Here is a 14,406-nt window from a genome sequence, read left to right on the forward strand (position 1 = left end):
ACCGCCTCGGCGGCGCCCTGCGGCGCACCGGCCGGGCGGGACACGGCGCGGCGGCGCCGGCGCGGCGGCGCGGCGGACGCGCCCTCGCCACCGGTGACGGCGGTGTCGTTCGGTTCCGTTGCCGCAGACTGCTGCGGATCGGTGTTATCGAGCATGCGGGTGGATCTCCCGTCAGGCCCCCGGGCTCCACATCCGGGCACGGCGGGGCACCGGTGGCCGGCCGGCATCGCGAGGATGCTCGGGCCGGACCCTTTCACGGTGCCGCCGTGCGGACGCGAGGCCGCACAGGGGCTCGTAGTCTCGCTCGGCGCCCCGCGCTCGGCGGGGTGTCGAAAGTCTTCTGGTCTGACCAGTCTTCTGAGGTTTTCCCAAGCTGCGCCGTCCCCCAACCCCGGGTGGCTCCCGGACGGGGTCCTCGGGCCCACCGACCATCGGGGTCGGCGGGCCGCAAGAGGCCGGCCTGTGCTTCGACGACGCTCGCTCCCCTGGGGAGCCGCGGGGGCCTGGAGGACCAGCGGGCCAGTTACGGAACTGGACCCGGCCTCCGCCCGCTAGGCGGACGCGGTTGCGCGCGGCTCGCCGGCCGTCACAGGGCCGGCCGGGGCCGCGGCGCGGTCGAGCGCCAACGGGTCGGTCACCGTGCCGGTCCCCTCGTCGAGCGGCCCCTGCGCCAGCCTGGTCACCTCTGCGGGGACCGGCGGCGCCAGGTCGGCCGTCGCACGGAGACCGGACAACACGTCGTCGGGTCGTACGGCGGGTGTGGCGTGTCGTACTACCAGGCGCAGTATCGCACAGGGACCGCCGGTCCGAACATCGCGGCCCCCTTCGCCGCCCGTGTCCGTACCGCCGTCGACCTGCGGCGGGAGGATTTCGAGCGCCGCCACCGCACCGCGCGCGTCGAAGACCCGCACGCCGTTCTTGGTGAGGCGTTCGACCTCGACCCGCTCCTCGGCCAGGAACGCCGCGGCCGCGCGGGCCGCCTCCTCCGGAGTGACGCCGGCCAGCCGGACCTGCCACTCGGAGGCCTCCAGGCGCTCCACGAAGTTGGGCGTGCGGACCTCGACCGCGTCGATCACGTCCAGACCGGCCGGCAGTGACTCGTCCAGCTGCGCGCGCAGCTCCTCCGGGTCACGGGGGGCGGCGAGTCCGATCTCCAGGTACTCCGCCTCGCTCGCCACGCCGGTCGGCGCGGCGTTGGCGTAGGAGACCTTGGGGTGGGGGGTGAAGCCGGCCGAGTAGGCCATCGGCACCGCCGACCGGCGCAGGGCGCGCTCGAAGGCGCGCTGGAAGTCGCGGTGGCTGGTGAAGCGGAGCCGGCCGCGCTTGGTGTAGCGGAGACGGATCCGCTGCACCGTCGGCGCGGGCGGCGGACCGTCGGGCGTGCGGCGTGCCAGGGTCGCTCAGTCCTTAGTCAGTTTTCCCCGTCCGCGACGGCGGCGGTTTCCCGCCACTGTCCGGACTCTGTCACCTCAAAGGGTACGCGTCCCCGCCACCCCCACGCCCCGCCCCTGCTCGGCGGCCCCCGGACACGCGAATTCCCCCGCCGGAAGTCCGACGGGGGAATTCACCTCATGTGACTACTTCACCACGCTGAGCGGCAGCAGCTTCTTGCCGGTGGGGCCGATCTGGATCTGGGTGTCCATCTGCGGGCAGACGCCGCAGTCGAAGCAGGGGGTCCAGCGGCAGTCGTCGACCTCGACCTCCTCCAGGGCGTCCTGCCAGTCCTCCCACAGCCAGTCCTTGTCGAGGCCGCTGTCCAGGTGGTCCCAGGGCAGCACCTCCTCGTAGGTGCGCTCGCGGGTGGTGTACCAGTCGACGTCGACGCCGGTGCCGGCCAGGCCCTTCTCGGCGGAGGCCATCCAGCGGTCGTAGGAGAAGTGCTCGCGCCAGCCGTCGAAGCGGCCGCCGTCCTCGTAGACCGCGCGGATGACGGCGCCGATCCGGCGGTCGCCGCGGGAGAGCAGGCCCTCGACGATGCCGGGCTTGCCGTCGTGGTAGCGGTAGCCGATGTTCTTGCCGTACTTGCGGTCGCCGCGGATGGAGTCGCGCAGCTTGGCCAGGCGGGCGTCGGTGGCCTCGGCGGACAGCTGCGGGGCCCACTGGAACGGGGTGTGCGGCTTGGGCACGAACCCGCCGATGGAGACGGTGCAGCGGATGTCGTTCTGGCCGGTGACCTCGCGGCCCTTCTGGATGACGTTCTTCGCCATCTCGCCGATCTGGAGCACGTCCTCGTCGGTCTCGGTGGGCAGGCCGCACATGAAGTACAGCTTCACCTGGCGCCAGCCGTTGCCGTAGGCGGTGGCGACGGTGCGGATCAGGTCCTCCTCCGACACCATCTTGTTGATCACCTTGCGCAGGCGCTCGCTGCCGCCCTCGGGGGCGAAGGTGAGGCCGGAGCGGCGGCCGTTGCGGCTGAGCTCGTTGGCGAGGTCGATGTTGAAGGCGTCCACTCGGGTGGACGGCAGCGACAGGCCGATCTTGTCCTCGGCGTAGCGGTCGGCCAGGCCCTTGGCGACGTCACCGATCTCGGTGTGGTCGGCGGAGGAGAGCGACAGCAGGCCGACCTCCTCGAAGCCGGTGGCCTTCAGTCCGCGCTCGACCATCTCGCCGATGCCGGTGATGCTTCGCTCCCGCACGGGGCGCGTGATCATGCCGGCCTGGCAGAAGCGGCAGCCGCGGGTGCAGCCGCGGAAGATCTCCACGGACATCCGCTCGTGCACGGTCTCGGCGAGCGGGACGAGCGGCTGCTTGGGGTAGGGCCACTCGTCGAGGTCCATGACGGTGTGCTTGGAGACCCGCCACGGCACGCCGGGGGCGTTCGGCACGACGCGGCCGATCCGGCCGTCGGCCAGGTACTCGACGTCGTAGAACTTGGGCACGTACACGCCGCCGGTCTTGGCGAGGCGCAGCAGCACCTCGTCGCGGCCGCCGGGGCGGCCCTCGGCCTTCCACTCCCGGATGATCTTCGTCATGTCGAGGACGGCCTGCTCGCCGTCGCCGATCACGGCGCAGTCGATGAAGTCGGCGATCGGCTCCGGGTTGAACGCGGCGTGGCCGCCGGCCAGCACGATCGGGTCCTCGTCGGTCCGGTCGCGGGCGTCCAGCGGGATGCCGGCCAGTTCGAGGGCGGCCAGCATGTTGGTGTAGCCGAGCTCGGTGGAGAAGGAGAGCCCGAACACGTCGAAGGCGCGCACCGGCCGGTGGGCGTCCACGGTGAACTGGGGGACGCCGTGCTCGCGCATCAGCGCCTCGAGGTCCGGCCAGACGCTGTAGGTGCGCTCGGCCAGGACCCCCTCCTGCTCGTTGAGCACCTCGTAGAGGATCATGACGCCCTGGTTGGGCAGGCCGACCTCGTAGGCGTCGGGGTACATCAGCGCCCAGCGGACGTCGCAGGCGTCCCAGTCCTTGACGGTCGAGTTGAGCTCGCCGCCGACGTACTGGATCGGCTTCTGGACGTGCGGGAGGAGGGCCTCCAGGCGTGGGAAGACCGATTCGACAGTCATGTACTAGGAACCCTTACGACGTTCGGGACCGCCGCGCGCTCCGCGGGGCGACGGCTGGGAGGGGTGACCCTCAAGGGTAGCCCAGTCCGCCCCGTTCCCGTCCGGCCCCGACCCCCCTCCGGCCCCCGGCGGCCCTCCGCGCGGACCCCGGCGGGCCGCCGTCCGGCCCCCGCCCGGCCCCCGCCGGGCCGCCCCGCGCGCCCGCCCGGAACGCACGCGTCCGCGGGGCAACCTGGCCCGTCCCGGCACGTGAACGCGGTCTGACCGCCGGAAGCCGACGACTGTTGACACGCTCCGAGGCCGCGTGCGGTACTGGCAAGGCTCCACCGGAAGGTCCCGTGCGCCCTCGTGACAAGGGAGTTGGCCGCGCGCGCAGCAGACGTGCCGCGCCCGCCCGGCGCGACCGGCGCCGCCCTCCCGACCGAGGCCGCCGACCGCGCTGCCCCGCCGCCCCCGAGGACAGGAGAGCCATGACCGACACGGGCCCACGGGTACGCCGGATCGACGCCCCGCGCCAGGACCGGCAGGACACCGAGACCTATCCGACGGTGGCCCGCGCCGTCACCGCGGCCCGCCGACTGGTCCACCGCCACCCTGACCGCTGCCGGCTGCGCGAGGTGGGCCGCTCCCGGGCCGGCCGCCCGCTGTTCCTGCTCTCGGTGGACGACGGCGAGCGGACCGTGCTGGCGGTCGGCGGCCCGCACCCGAACGAGCCGGTCGGCCTGGCGGCGGCCGTCGGACTGGCCGAGCGGGTGCTGGAGCTGCCGCCCCGCCCGGGGGTCGGCTGGCACGTGCTGCTCTGCCTGGACCCGGACGGCGCCGCGCTCAACGAGGGCTGGCTGCACGGCCCGCTCACCCCGGCCCGGCACTACGAGCACTTCTTCCGCCCGGCCTTCCACGAGCAGCCGGAGCTGCTGCCCGCCCCGGACGGCCCGCTCGCGCCGATGCCGGAGAGCCGGGTGCTCACCGGGCTGATCGACGAGCTGCGCCCGGTACTGCAGTGCTCGCTGCACGGCGTGGACTTCGGCGGCGCGTTCGTCCAGCTGACCCGGCCGCTGCCGGGCCTGGCCGCCGGCTTCGCCCGTTCGGTGGCGCGCGGCGGCATCCCGCTGGACGTCGACTCCTACGACGCGGTCGGCTGGGACAGCCCGGCCCCCGGCACCTACGTGATGCCCGCGCCGGGCACCCGGTGGCGGGCGCTGCCGGACCGCCCCGAGCTGTCCACCTGGTCGTACGCCGGGCGGTACGGCGGGGTGACGGCGGTGCTGGAGGTGCCGATGTGGGCGATCGACGCGGTCGGCGACGCCCGGCCGCACCCGGACGTGCGGGCCGCCGTCGGGGCGGCCGCCCGCACCCTGCACGAGCGGATCGCGGAGCTGACCGGCCTGCTGCCGCAGGTGCCGCCGCACGCGGGGGTGGCGTACGGGCCGCTGCTGCGGGCGATCGAGTTCAACCTGGAGGTCAGCCCGCTGCTGGTGGAGGAGTGGCTGGCCGACTGGTCGCCCGCGCCGCTGTCGGTGTCGCGGGTGACCACGGCCCGGATCGTCGCCCAGCGGCTGCCGCTGCGGATCGCGTCGATGCTGCTGCGGCTGCTCGCCGACTCCGGCGGCCCGGCGGCGGACGCGGCCCGGGCGCGGGCCCGGGGGATCATCGCGGCGAGCCTGGAGGGCCTGCACCGGCTCGGCATCCGCTGGGTCCCGATCGGCACCCAGGTCGGGCACCAGACCCGGGCCGCGCTGGCCGCCGCCGACCTGCTCCTCGCCCGCCGCTGAAGCTTGCCCCGGAGGAGCCGGGAAGCAGGGCCCAAGGAAGCAGGGGCCGCGGAACCGTGAGGGCCGGCCCGGGAAGGATCCCGGACCGGCCCCGACGCGTGCGGGGGACCCGCTAGGCCGCTATCGGCCGCTGGCTCTGCACCGCCTGCAGCAGCCCGATCGCCACCCAGGTCGAGAACATCGACGACCCGCCGTAGGAGACGAACGGCAGCGGGATGCCGGCCACCGGCATGATGCCCAGGCACATCCCGATGTTCTCGAAGCCCTGGAAGGCGAACCAGGCGACCACCCCGGCCGCGACGACGGTGCCGTACAGGTCGGTGGCGTGCCGGGCGATCCGGCAGGCCCGCCAGAGCACCACGCCGAGCAGCACGATGATCGCCATCGCCCCGAGGAAGCCCAGCTCCTCGCCGGCCACCGTGAAGACGAAGTCGGTCTGCTGCTCCGGCACGAACTGCCCGGTGGTCTGGGTCCCGTGGAACAGGCCCTTGCCGGTGAGCCCGCCGGAGCCGATCGCGATCCGGGCCTGCGCGGTGTTGTAGCCGACGCCGGACGGGTCGAGCGCGGGGTTGGCGAAGGCCGCGAAGCGGTCGATCTGGTACTTGCTCAGCACCCCGAGCTGCCAGATCGCGACGCAGCCGCCCGTCCCGGCCAGGATCAGTCCGAACACCCAGCGGTTGGCCGCGCCGGAGGCCAGCAGGATGCCGAGCACGATGACGGCCATCACCATCACCGAGCCGGCGTCCGGCATCAGCATCACGATCGCCATCGGCACGGTGGCCCAGACCAGCGCCCGGAACACCGCCCGGTTCGCCGGGAACTCCCGCTCCCCCGCGTCCACCTGCTCGGACAGCACGACCGCCATCGACAGCACGATCGCCAGCTTGGCGAACTCGGCCGGCTGCACGGAGAAGCCGCCGCCGAGCTGGATCCAGGAGTGCTGGCCGTTGATGGTCGAGCCGAGCGGGCTGAGGGTGGCCACCAGCAGCAGGATGACGCCGGCGTACAGGAACGGCACGACCGTCCGGAAGCGCTGGCTCCCTATCGCTATCACCACCGCGCACAGCGCCGCGCCGATCAGGACGTTGGTCAGGTGCCGGTAGAGGAAGTACTGCGGGTCCCCGTGGGTGAGCGAGTCGCGTCCCCGGGTGGCCGACCAGACCAGCAGCGAGCTGCCGAGCGAGAGGACCACCGCGGCCAGCAGCAGTATCCAGTCGATCCGCCACAGCGGCGATTCCTTGACCAGTGACTTGGCCAGGCCGCCGCGCCCGGGGGGGACGTGCCGCAGCTGGCGGTACGAACCGTAGGAGCTCATGCCCGGCTCCTTCCGGTGGACCGGGTGGGTTCGACGGCGGTGTCCGCCACCAGGAGCGCCGGGGCGGCGGCGCCGCCGGGCTGCGCCGGGTCGAGGAAGACCCGCGGCGAGCCGCCGGTGACCCCGGGGTCGCCGAGGCCGGCGCCGGCCTCGGTGCCGGAGAGCGAGGCGGGCTTGATGACGGCGGTGCCGTCCGGGTTGAACTTGGGCAGCTCGGCCTGCGGCTTGGCGAGCAGCGCCTTGCCCTGGTCGATGTTGCCCTTGTCGTCGACGCCGTACAGCGCCTGGTAGATCCGGCGGACGGCGTCGCCGGAGCCGCCGGAGCCGGTGCCACCTTGGCTTATCGTCATCACGACCGCGTAGTCGCGGCTGTAGGTGGTCAGCCACGAGGTGGTCTGCTTGCCCTCGACCTCGGCGGTGCCGGTCTTGGCGTGCAGCTCGATCTTGTTCTGCGGCCAGCCGGCGCCGGTGAACTTCCAGGCGGCGGTGCCCTGGACGACGACGCCGGCGGTGGCCTGGTCGATGTAGCTGAGCAGCTTCTGCTCGCCGGGCAGCCGGCCGTCCTCGTGCGGGGCGATCTCGCGGACGAGCTCCCCGCTCGGGCTTATCACGGCCTTGGCGACGGTCGGCCGGTAGAAGGTGCCGCCGTTGGCGAGCGCCGAGTAGATCCGGGCCATCTGGATCGGGGTGACCAGGGTGTCGCCCTGGCCGATCGCGAAGTTGACGGCGTCACCGGCGCGCATCTGGTAGCCGTCGACGCAGTTCTCCCGGGCGATCTGGTCGGAGAAGCTGTTGCCGCCCTTCTCCGCCTGCTTGCACCAGGCGTCCTTGTTGTTGTCGTAGAAGGACTGCTTCCACTGCCGGTCGGGCACCCGGCCGGGGACCTCGCTGGGCAGGTCGATGCCGGTCTTGGCACCGAGGCCGAACTGGTGGGCGGTCTTGAAGAACCAGTCGCCCGGCTCCTTCTTCGGCTTGATGCCGCCGTCCCTCATCCACTGGTCGTACGCCAGGCCGTAGAAGACGGTGTCGCAGGACACCTCCAGGGCCCGCTCCAGGGTGATCGGCCCGAAGTTCTCGCTCTCGAAGTTCTTGAACTCGCGGCCGCCGATGGTCAGGCTCTTCGGGCAGTCGTAGCGGCCGTCGAGCGAGTAGCCGGCCTGGACGGCGGCGGTGGTGGAGATGACCTTGAAGGTCGAGCCGGGGGCGGACTGACCCTGTATGGCCCGGTTGAGCAGCGGGAAGTTGGACTCCTTGCTGGTCAGCGCCTGGTAGTCCTTGCCGCTGATGCCGCCCTGCCACAGGTTGGGGTCGTAGGTGGGGGCGCTGGCCATCGCGACGATCCGCCCGGTGTGCACGTCCATCACGACGGCGGCGCCGGAGTCGGCCTCGTAGTTGCGGTTGGTGACCTTGTCGAAGGTCTTCCGGGCGTCCAGCATGGCCTGCGCCAGGTTGTCCTCGACGGCCTTCTGCACCCGGGCGTCGATGCTGGTCACCAGGTTGTTGCCGGTCTGCGGGGGCGCCTTGTCGGCGGTGCCGATCACCCGGCCGAGGTTGTCGACCTCCAGCTTGGTGATGCCGGCGCTGCCGCGCAGGTCGCGGTCGTAGACGGACTCCAGTCCGGCCCGGCCGATCTGGTCGGCCGGCAGGTAGCGGTCGAGGCCGGTCTTGCCCGCGGTCTTGGAGACCTCCTCGTCGGTGACCGGCGAGAGGTAACCGAGCACCTGGGCCATGTTGGCGCCCTCGACGCCGGTGTAGTGGCGCACCGCGGTCGGCTGGGCGGTGACCCCGGGGAAGTCCTCGCGGCGCTCCATCATCTGCAGCGCCTGCTGGGTGGTCGCCTCCTTGGTGACCGGGATCGGCTGGTAGGGCGAACCGTTCCAGCAGGGCTGCGGGGTCTTGGCGTCGCAGAGCCGGACCTTCTCCTGGACGTCCTTGGCGGGCATCCCGAGCACCTCGGCGAGCCGGGTCAGCACCGCCTTGCCGCCGTCCTTCTGCTGGAGCAGCGCGGTGCGGCTGACCGAGACGACCAGCTTGGTCTCGTTGCCGGCCAGGATGCGGCCGGAGGCGTCCAGGATCTCGCCGCGCACGGCCGGTTCGACGACCTCGCGGATGTGGTTGCCGGTGGCCTTCGCGGTGTACACGCTGGCGTTGCGGATCTGCAGGTACCAGAGCCGCCCGCCGAGGGTGGCGAGCAGCGAGAGCACCAGGATCTGCAGCACCACCAGACGGATCGTCACCCGCCGGGTACGGCCGGTCTCGGGGATGTTGCTCACGTCTCGTGCGCTCCAAAGCAGTGCGGGCGGGCGGGCCGGTTCGGGGCCCGGGGGCCGGGGGGCGTGTCCTACGGGCGCTTTCCGGTGCCGAGCAGGCGCTTCTTGCGGTAGCCCGGGCCGGACGAGGCCTCCCGGGTGGTGCGGTAGCGGGCCAGGGTGCCGAGGCCGGGGCCGCCCTCGTCCTCGCCGCCGGTGGCGACGGTCACCGGGTCCTTGCCGAAGCGGCGGCCGATCAGCATCACGGCGGGCACCACGAAGGGGGCCAGCAGCAGGTCGTAGAGCAGGGCGGTGAGCACCAGCTGGCCGAGTCCGACGTGCCGGGCGGCGGTGTCGCCGACCAGGGCGCCGACCATCGCGTACAGCAGGGTGGAGGCGATCGCGGCGCCGGCGACCACGAGCAGCGCGCTGGAGACGGAGCGCTGCCGGCCGTGCTCGGGGCGGAGCAGTCCGGCGGCGTAGCCCATCAGGCAGAGCACCAGCGCGTAGCGGCCGATGGCGTGGTCGGAGGGCGGGGCGAGGTCGGCGAGCAGACCGGCCGCGAAGCCGACCAGGCAGCCGCCGGTGGGGCCGTAGACGAGGGCCAGGCCGACCACCACGAGCAGCAGTATGTCCGGTGTGGCGCCGGGGAGTTGGAGCCGTCCGAAGACGCTGACCTGGAGCAGCAGGCCGAGCAGGACGAGGACGGCGGAGACGGGGATGCGGGCGAGGCGCATGGCTCAGTTCCCCCCGGTGGGCTTGGCGGGCGGGGCGGCGGCCGGGGCGCTGGGCGCGGCCGGCGCGGCGGGGGCGGCCGGGGCCTGGCCCTGACCCTGGTTCTGGGATGCGGGGGCGGCCGGCCCGGGGGCGGGCGGCAGGACGGCGTCGCGCGGGTCGGTGCGCGGCGGGACGACCACGACGCCGACCAGGTCGAGCCGGGTGAACTGGACGAACGGCTCGACCAGGACGGTCTTGGTGAGCTGGCCGGGGTTGGCCTCGACCTGGACGACCTTGCCGACCGGGACGCCGGGGACGAAGGGGCGGCCGCTCTGCGAGCCGAAGGTGACCAGCCGGTCGCCCTCCTTGACCTGGGCCTTGCCGTTGAGCAGCGAGACCTTCATCAGGCTGGTGCCGCCGCCGGAGGCGAAGCCGATCTCGCCGGTGGCCTCCAGCCGGGTGCCGGCCGAGAAGCCGGGGTCGGAGGCGAGCAGCACGGTGGCGGTGGTCGGGGCGACGGTGGTGATCCGGCCGACCAGGCCCTGCCCGTTGACGACGGTCATGTCGCGGGTGAGGCCGTCGTCGCTGCCGGCGTCGATGGTGATGGTCCAGGAGAAGCCCTGGGCCGGGCCGATCGCGATGGTCTGGGCGGCCTTGACGGTGTAGCCGCCGGCGCCGGCGGTGCGGAGCAGGTCGTCGAGCTGCTTGGTGCGGCCGCCGGCCATGTCGGAGGAGGCGAGCTTCTGCCGCAGGTCGGTGTTCTCGCGGGCGAGCTGGTCGGTGCGGCCGTTGTTCGCGGCGGCGTCGCGGAAGGCCCGGACGGTGTCGGCGACCGGGTCGACCGCGCTGGCGGCGCCGCGTTCGACCGGTCCGAGGACGGCGGCGGCGGCGCGCCGGGCGCCGCCCAGCGGGGAGCTCTCACCGCCCTTGATGTCGACGGTGATCAACGCGAAGGCGACCGCCACCAGCAGGATGAGCAGCAGCCGGCTCTCTCGTGTGTCCCTCACGGTGCTGGTACTGCCCCTTCGTACCCTTGGGCGTCCGGCCCGGGCGGTGGGCCCGGGGCCGGGGCCCGTTCAGTTCGGCTGGTGTGTCGGTTCTGCTAACGGCGCGGCGCGGCGTCGAGTACCTGCTGGAGGGCCTCGAACTCCTCGACGCACTTGCCGGATCCGAGCGCGACGGAGTCCAGCGGGTTCTCGGCGATGTGGATCGGCATGCCGGTCTCCCGGCGCAGCCGCTCGTCCAGGCCGCGGAGCAGGGCGCCGCCGCCGGTGAGCACGATGCCGCGGTCCATGACGTCGCCGGCGAGCTCGGGCGGGCACTGGTCGAGGGTGGTCTTGACCGCGTCGATGATCGAGTTGACCGGCTCGTCGATGGCCTCGCGGACCTCGGCGGCGGAGATGACGACGGTCTTGGGCAGGCCGCTGACCAGGTCGCGGCCGCGGATCTCGGCGTGCTCGTCCTTCTCGCCCTCCAGGCCGAAGGCGGAGCCGATGCTCATCTTGATCTGTTCGGCGCTGCGCTCGCCGAGGAGCAGCGAGTACTCCTTCTTGATGTGCTGGACGATGGCGTTGTCCAGCTCGTCGCCGGCGACCCGGATGGACTGCGCGGTGACGATGCCGCCGAGCGAGATGACGGCGACCTCGGTGGTGCCGCCGCCGATGTCGACGACCATGTTGCCGGTGGGCTCGTGGACGGGCAGTCCGGCGCCGATGGCGGCGGCCATCGGCTCCTCGATGATGTGCACCTGGCGGCAGCCGGCCTGCAGGGAGGCCTCGATGACGGCGCGGCGCTCGACGCCGGTGATGCCGGAGGGCACGCAGACGACGACGCGCGGGCGGGCGAGGAAGCGGCGGCGGTGGATCTTGAGGATGAAGTAGCGGAGCATCCGCTCGGTGATCTCGAAGTCGGCGATCACGCCGTCCTTGAGCGGGCGGATGGCGACGATGTTGCCGGGCGTGCGCCCGATCATCTTCTTGGCCTCGGACCCGACGGCGAGGATCCCCCCGGTGTTGGTGTTGACCGCGACCACCGACGGCTCGTTGAGGACGATCCCCTTGCCCCTCACGTACACCAGCGTGTTGGCCGTTCCGAGGTCGATCGCCAAGTCGCGGCCGATGAACGAGAGGTTGCTCGCCATGGGGTGTGGGTGCCTTCCCGGGCTCGGAGTCTTGTGGGGTGGACGGTGTGTGCGCGCCCACGCTTGGGCGGAGACCAGCTGAGCTGCCGTACCGGGCCCTTGAGTCGCGTCCATCGTAGTCACGCCGGTCGACACGGACGTCGACGCGGGGCTTGCCGTCCATTGTCCGGGGCGTGATCGCTTCTCCGGGCATTGGGACGCCGTGTCGGAGGGCCTGGTTCCCTATTTCCCGATAAGAATGCCCCGGCCGGGCCAATGGTCCCGACCGGGGCCTTCGAAGGTCCCTGGCGCGCGCGGCGCCCGGCTGATCAGGCGTGGGCCGGGAAGAAGATCTTGATCTCGCGCTCGGCGGACTCGACCGAGTCGGAGGCGTGGATGAGGTTCTCGCGGGTGATCGTCGCGTAGTCGCCGCGGATGGTGCCGGCGCCGGCCTCCAGCGGGTTGGTGGCACCGGCCAGCATGCGGATGCCGGCGATGGCCTCCTCGCCCTCGACGATCAGGGCGATCGACGGGCCGGAGGTCATGAACTCCAGCAGCGGCTCGTAGAACGGACGGCCGACGTGCTCCGCGTAGTGCTGCTCCAGCGTCGCCCGGTCGAAGGTGCGCAGCTCGACGGCGGCGAGCCGCCAGCCGGCCTTGCGCTCGATCCGGCTGATGATCTCGCCGGCCAGGCCGCGCTTGACGGCGTCGGGCTTGAGCAGGACGAGAGTGCGCTGGGACACGGTGCGTCTCCTGGGAATCGGGATTCGGCGCGCACGCGGGTTCGGCGCGCACGCGGTGGCGGCGCGCGGCGTGCGACTACCGCAGAGGTTACCTTGCGTGAGCGAACGCGCCGGACCCCGGTCCGGGCCCGGTCTAGGCCGGTGCGGCGGCCGCCCGGGCGGCCTTGATCTCGTCGATCTTGCGGCCGTAGTGCACCGAGCACCACCACAGGCCGGCGAAGACGGCGCCGAGGCCGAACATGGTCGGCACGACGAAGCCGCTGGCGATCAGCCCGAGCTGCAGGGCCCAGCCGACGGCGACCGCGCCGGGGCGGGTGACCATGCCGCAGAGCAGGACGCAGAGCGCCATCGCGATGCCGCTGACCGTCCAGAGCGCGCCGGTGGACACGTCGGAGAGCTGCATCGCGACCAGGGCCGCGAAGAGCACCACGAGGGCCTCGCCGATCAGCGTCGAGGAGCAGAGCGTCCTCATCGTCACTTCCTCCCGAGCAGCAGGCGGGCCTCGCCCACCGTGATGACCGAACCGGTGACCAGCACCCCGGCGCCGCCGAGGTCGCCCTCCTCCTCGGCGAGGGTGACGGCGGCGGCGATCGCGTCGTCGAGCCGGGGCTCGACCTGGACCCGGTCCTCGCCGAAGACCTCGACCGCGAGCGCGGCCAGCGCGTCCACGTCCATCGCGCGGTGGGTGGAGTTCCGGGTGATGACGACCTCGGCCAGGATCGGCTCGAAGGCCTCCAGCAGGCCGGCCACGTCCTTGTCGCCGCTGGTGCCGATCACGCCGACCAGCCGGGTGAAGCCGAAGGCCTCGCCGATCGCGGTGACGGTGGCCTGCGCGCCGTTCGGGTTGTGGGCGGCGTCCAGGATGATCGTGGGGCTGCGCCGGACGACCTCCAGCCGGCCCGGCGAGGCGACGCCGGAGAACGCCTGGCGCACCTTGTCCGTGTCCAGCTGTCCGCCGCGCGCGCCGCCGACGCCGAAGAAGGCCTCGACCGCCGCCAGCGCGAGCGCCGCGTTCTGCGCCTGGTGGGCGCCGTGCAGCGGGAGGAAGACGTCCTCGTACTCCTCGCCGCCGAGCCCGCGCAGCGTCACCAGCTGGCCGCCGATGGCGACCTCGCGGCGGATCACGCCGAACTCCATGCCCTCGCGGGCGACCGTGGCGTCCACCTCGACGGCCCGGCGCAGGATGGTCTGGGCGGCGTCCAGCTGCTGCTGGGCGACGACGGCGATGGAACCCGGCTTGACGATCCCGGACTTCTCGACGGCGATCTCGCCGGTGGTGTCACCGAGCTTGTCGGTGTGGTCCAGCGAGATCGGGGTGATCACCGCGACGGCGGCGTCGATCACGTTGGTGGCGTCCCAGGAGCCGCCCATGCCGACCTCGATCACGCCGACGTCCACCGGCGCGTCGGCGAAGGCGGCGTAGGCCATGCCGGTGAGCACCTCGAAGAAGGACATCGCGACCGGCTCGCGCTCGTCGACCATCCGCACGTAGGGCTCGATGTCGCGGTAGACCTCGACGAAGCGCTCGGGGGTGATCGGGGCGCCGTCCAGGGTGATCCGCTCGGTGACGGACTCCACGTGCGGGCTGGTGTAGCGGCCGGTGCGCAGCTCGAAGGTGTTGAGCAGCTGCTCGATCATCCGGGCGGTGGAGGTCTTGCCGTTGGTGCCGGTGATGTGGATGGAGGGGAAGGACCGCTGGGGCTGGCCCAGGATGTCCATCAGCGCCTCGATCCGGTCGAGCGAGGGCTCCAGCTTGTTCTCCGGCCAGCGCTCGGAGAGTTCCACCTCGACGGCGCGCAGGTCGTCGCCGGTGTCGCCGGTGCCGCCGTCGGCGGGGCGCAGGGTGTACGGGTTCGGGTCGGCCTTGTCGCTCACGACCACAGTCTACGGAGCGGCGCCCGCCGGTCCTCACGGGGTGAGAACGACCACTTTGCCCCGACTTGATGGTTTCCGACGTTTACTATCGATTCAGCGACATCAGACCGCAA

At 72.5% G+C, this 14,406-nt stretch carries 11 protein-coding genes; 1 reads left to right on the top strand and 10 read right to left on the bottom strand.

Going from position 1 to position 14,406, the window contains the following annotated elements; all coding sequences use genetic code 11:
• Nucleotides 1-551 precede the first annotated feature (551 nt).
• Together AB0N76_RS25155 and AB0N76_RS25160 are read right to left on the bottom strand one after the other, a co-directional pair.
• Nucleotides 552-1,352, bottom strand: coding sequence for a TIGR03936 family radical SAM-associated protein (locus AB0N76_RS25155; RefSeq protein WP_363560548.1), 801 nt, complete (start codon nt 1,350-1,352; stop codon nt 552-554).
• Between the two features lie 225 nt (nt 1,353-1,577).
• Entirely contained in the window at nt 1,578-3,503 is a 1,926-nt protein-coding gene (locus tag AB0N76_RS25160) for a TIGR03960 family B12-binding radical SAM protein (RefSeq protein ID WP_363560550.1), read from the bottom strand.
• Between the two features lie 470 nt (nt 3,504-3,973).
• Here AB0N76_RS25160 and AB0N76_RS25165 point away from each other — a divergent pair, with 470 nt between their 5' ends.
• Nucleotides 3,974-5,275, top strand: coding sequence for a M14 family zinc carboxypeptidase (locus AB0N76_RS25165; RefSeq protein WP_363560552.1), 1,302 nt, complete (start codon nt 3,974-3,976; stop codon nt 5,273-5,275).
• Nucleotides 5,276-5,387: 112 nt separating this feature from the next.
• Here AB0N76_RS25165 and rodA read toward each other — a convergent pair whose 3' ends face one another.
• The 8 genes from rodA to AB0N76_RS25205 form a co-directional block, all read right to left on the bottom strand.
• Nucleotides 5,388-6,590 (bottom strand): rod shape-determining protein RodA, encoded by a 1,203-nt coding sequence (rodA, locus tag AB0N76_RS25170; protein WP_363560554.1) that lies wholly within the window; start codon nt 6,588-6,590, stop codon nt 5,388-5,390.
• Nucleotides 6,587-8,863, bottom strand: a complete 2,277-nt coding sequence (mrdA, locus tag AB0N76_RS25175; protein ID WP_363560556.1) for a penicillin-binding protein 2 — start codon at nt 8,861-8,863, stop codon at nt 6,587-6,589. Before mrdA ends, rodA begins: the two co-directional genes overlap by 4 nt.
• Nucleotides 8,864-8,931: 68 nt before the next feature.
• On the bottom strand, nt 8,932-9,576 hold the full coding sequence (gene mreD / locus AB0N76_RS25180) for a rod shape-determining protein MreD (RefSeq protein ID WP_363560558.1): 645 nt from the start codon (nt 9,574-9,576) through the stop codon (nt 8,932-8,934).
• 3 nt (nt 9,577-9,579) lie between these two features.
• Complete coding sequence (gene mreC, locus AB0N76_RS25185) at nt 9,580-10,563, bottom strand: rod shape-determining protein MreC (RefSeq protein WP_363560560.1); 984 nt, start codon at nt 10,561-10,563, stop codon at nt 9,580-9,582.
• A 95-nt stretch (nt 10,564-10,658) separates the two neighbouring features.
• The gene (locus AB0N76_RS25190; RefSeq protein WP_363560562.1) at nt 10,659-11,696 is read right to left on the bottom strand and encodes a rod shape-determining protein; all 1,038 of its coding nucleotides are present in this window, start codon (nt 11,694-11,696) and stop codon (nt 10,659-10,661) included.
• Nucleotides 11,697-12,004: 308 nt separating this feature from the next.
• The gene (gene ndk, locus AB0N76_RS25195) at nt 12,005-12,418 is read right to left on the bottom strand and encodes a nucleoside-diphosphate kinase (RefSeq protein WP_363560564.1); all 414 of its coding nucleotides are present in this window, start codon (nt 12,416-12,418) and stop codon (nt 12,005-12,007) included.
• A gap of 133 nt (nt 12,419-12,551) precedes the next feature.
• Nucleotides 12,552-12,890, bottom strand: a complete 339-nt coding sequence (locus AB0N76_RS25200) for a DUF4233 domain-containing protein (protein ID WP_363560566.1) — start codon at nt 12,888-12,890, stop codon at nt 12,552-12,554.
• Nucleotides 12,891-12,892: 2 nt separating this feature from the next.
• A complete protein-coding gene (locus AB0N76_RS25205) occupies nt 12,893-14,260 on the bottom strand; it encodes a folylpolyglutamate synthase/dihydrofolate synthase family protein (RefSeq protein ID WP_363560620.1) in 1,368 nt (455 codons plus the stop codon).
• Nucleotides 14,261-14,406: the final 146 nt, after the last annotated feature.

Source organism: Kitasatospora sp. NPDC093806, assembly GCF_040683335.1.
Lineage (GTDB): Bacteria > Actinomycetota > Actinomycetes > Streptomycetales > Streptomycetaceae > Kitasatospora.

Coding starts and splice junctions, on each gene's coding strand:
- AB0N76_RS25200 (WP_363560566.1), bottom strand. CDS start 12,890: ATGAGGACGCTCTGCTCCTCGACGCTGATCGGCGAGGCCCTCGTGGTG.
- AB0N76_RS25165 (WP_363560552.1), top strand. CDS start 3,974: ATGACCGACACGGGCCCACGGGTACGCCGGATCGACGCCCCGCGCCAG.
- rodA (WP_363560554.1), bottom strand. CDS start 6,590: ATGAGCTCCTACGGTTCGTACCGCCAGCTGCGGCACGTCCCCCCCGGG.
- AB0N76_RS25190 (WP_363560562.1), bottom strand. CDS start 11,696: ATGGCGAGCAACCTCTCGTTCATCGGCCGCGACTTGGCGATCGACCTC.
- AB0N76_RS25160 (WP_363560550.1), bottom strand. CDS start 3,503: ATGACTGTCGAATCGGTCTTCCCACGCCTGGAGGCCCTCCTCCCGCAC.
- mreD (WP_363560558.1), bottom strand. CDS start 9,576: ATGCGCCTCGCCCGCATCCCCGTCTCCGCCGTCCTCGTCCTGCTCGGC.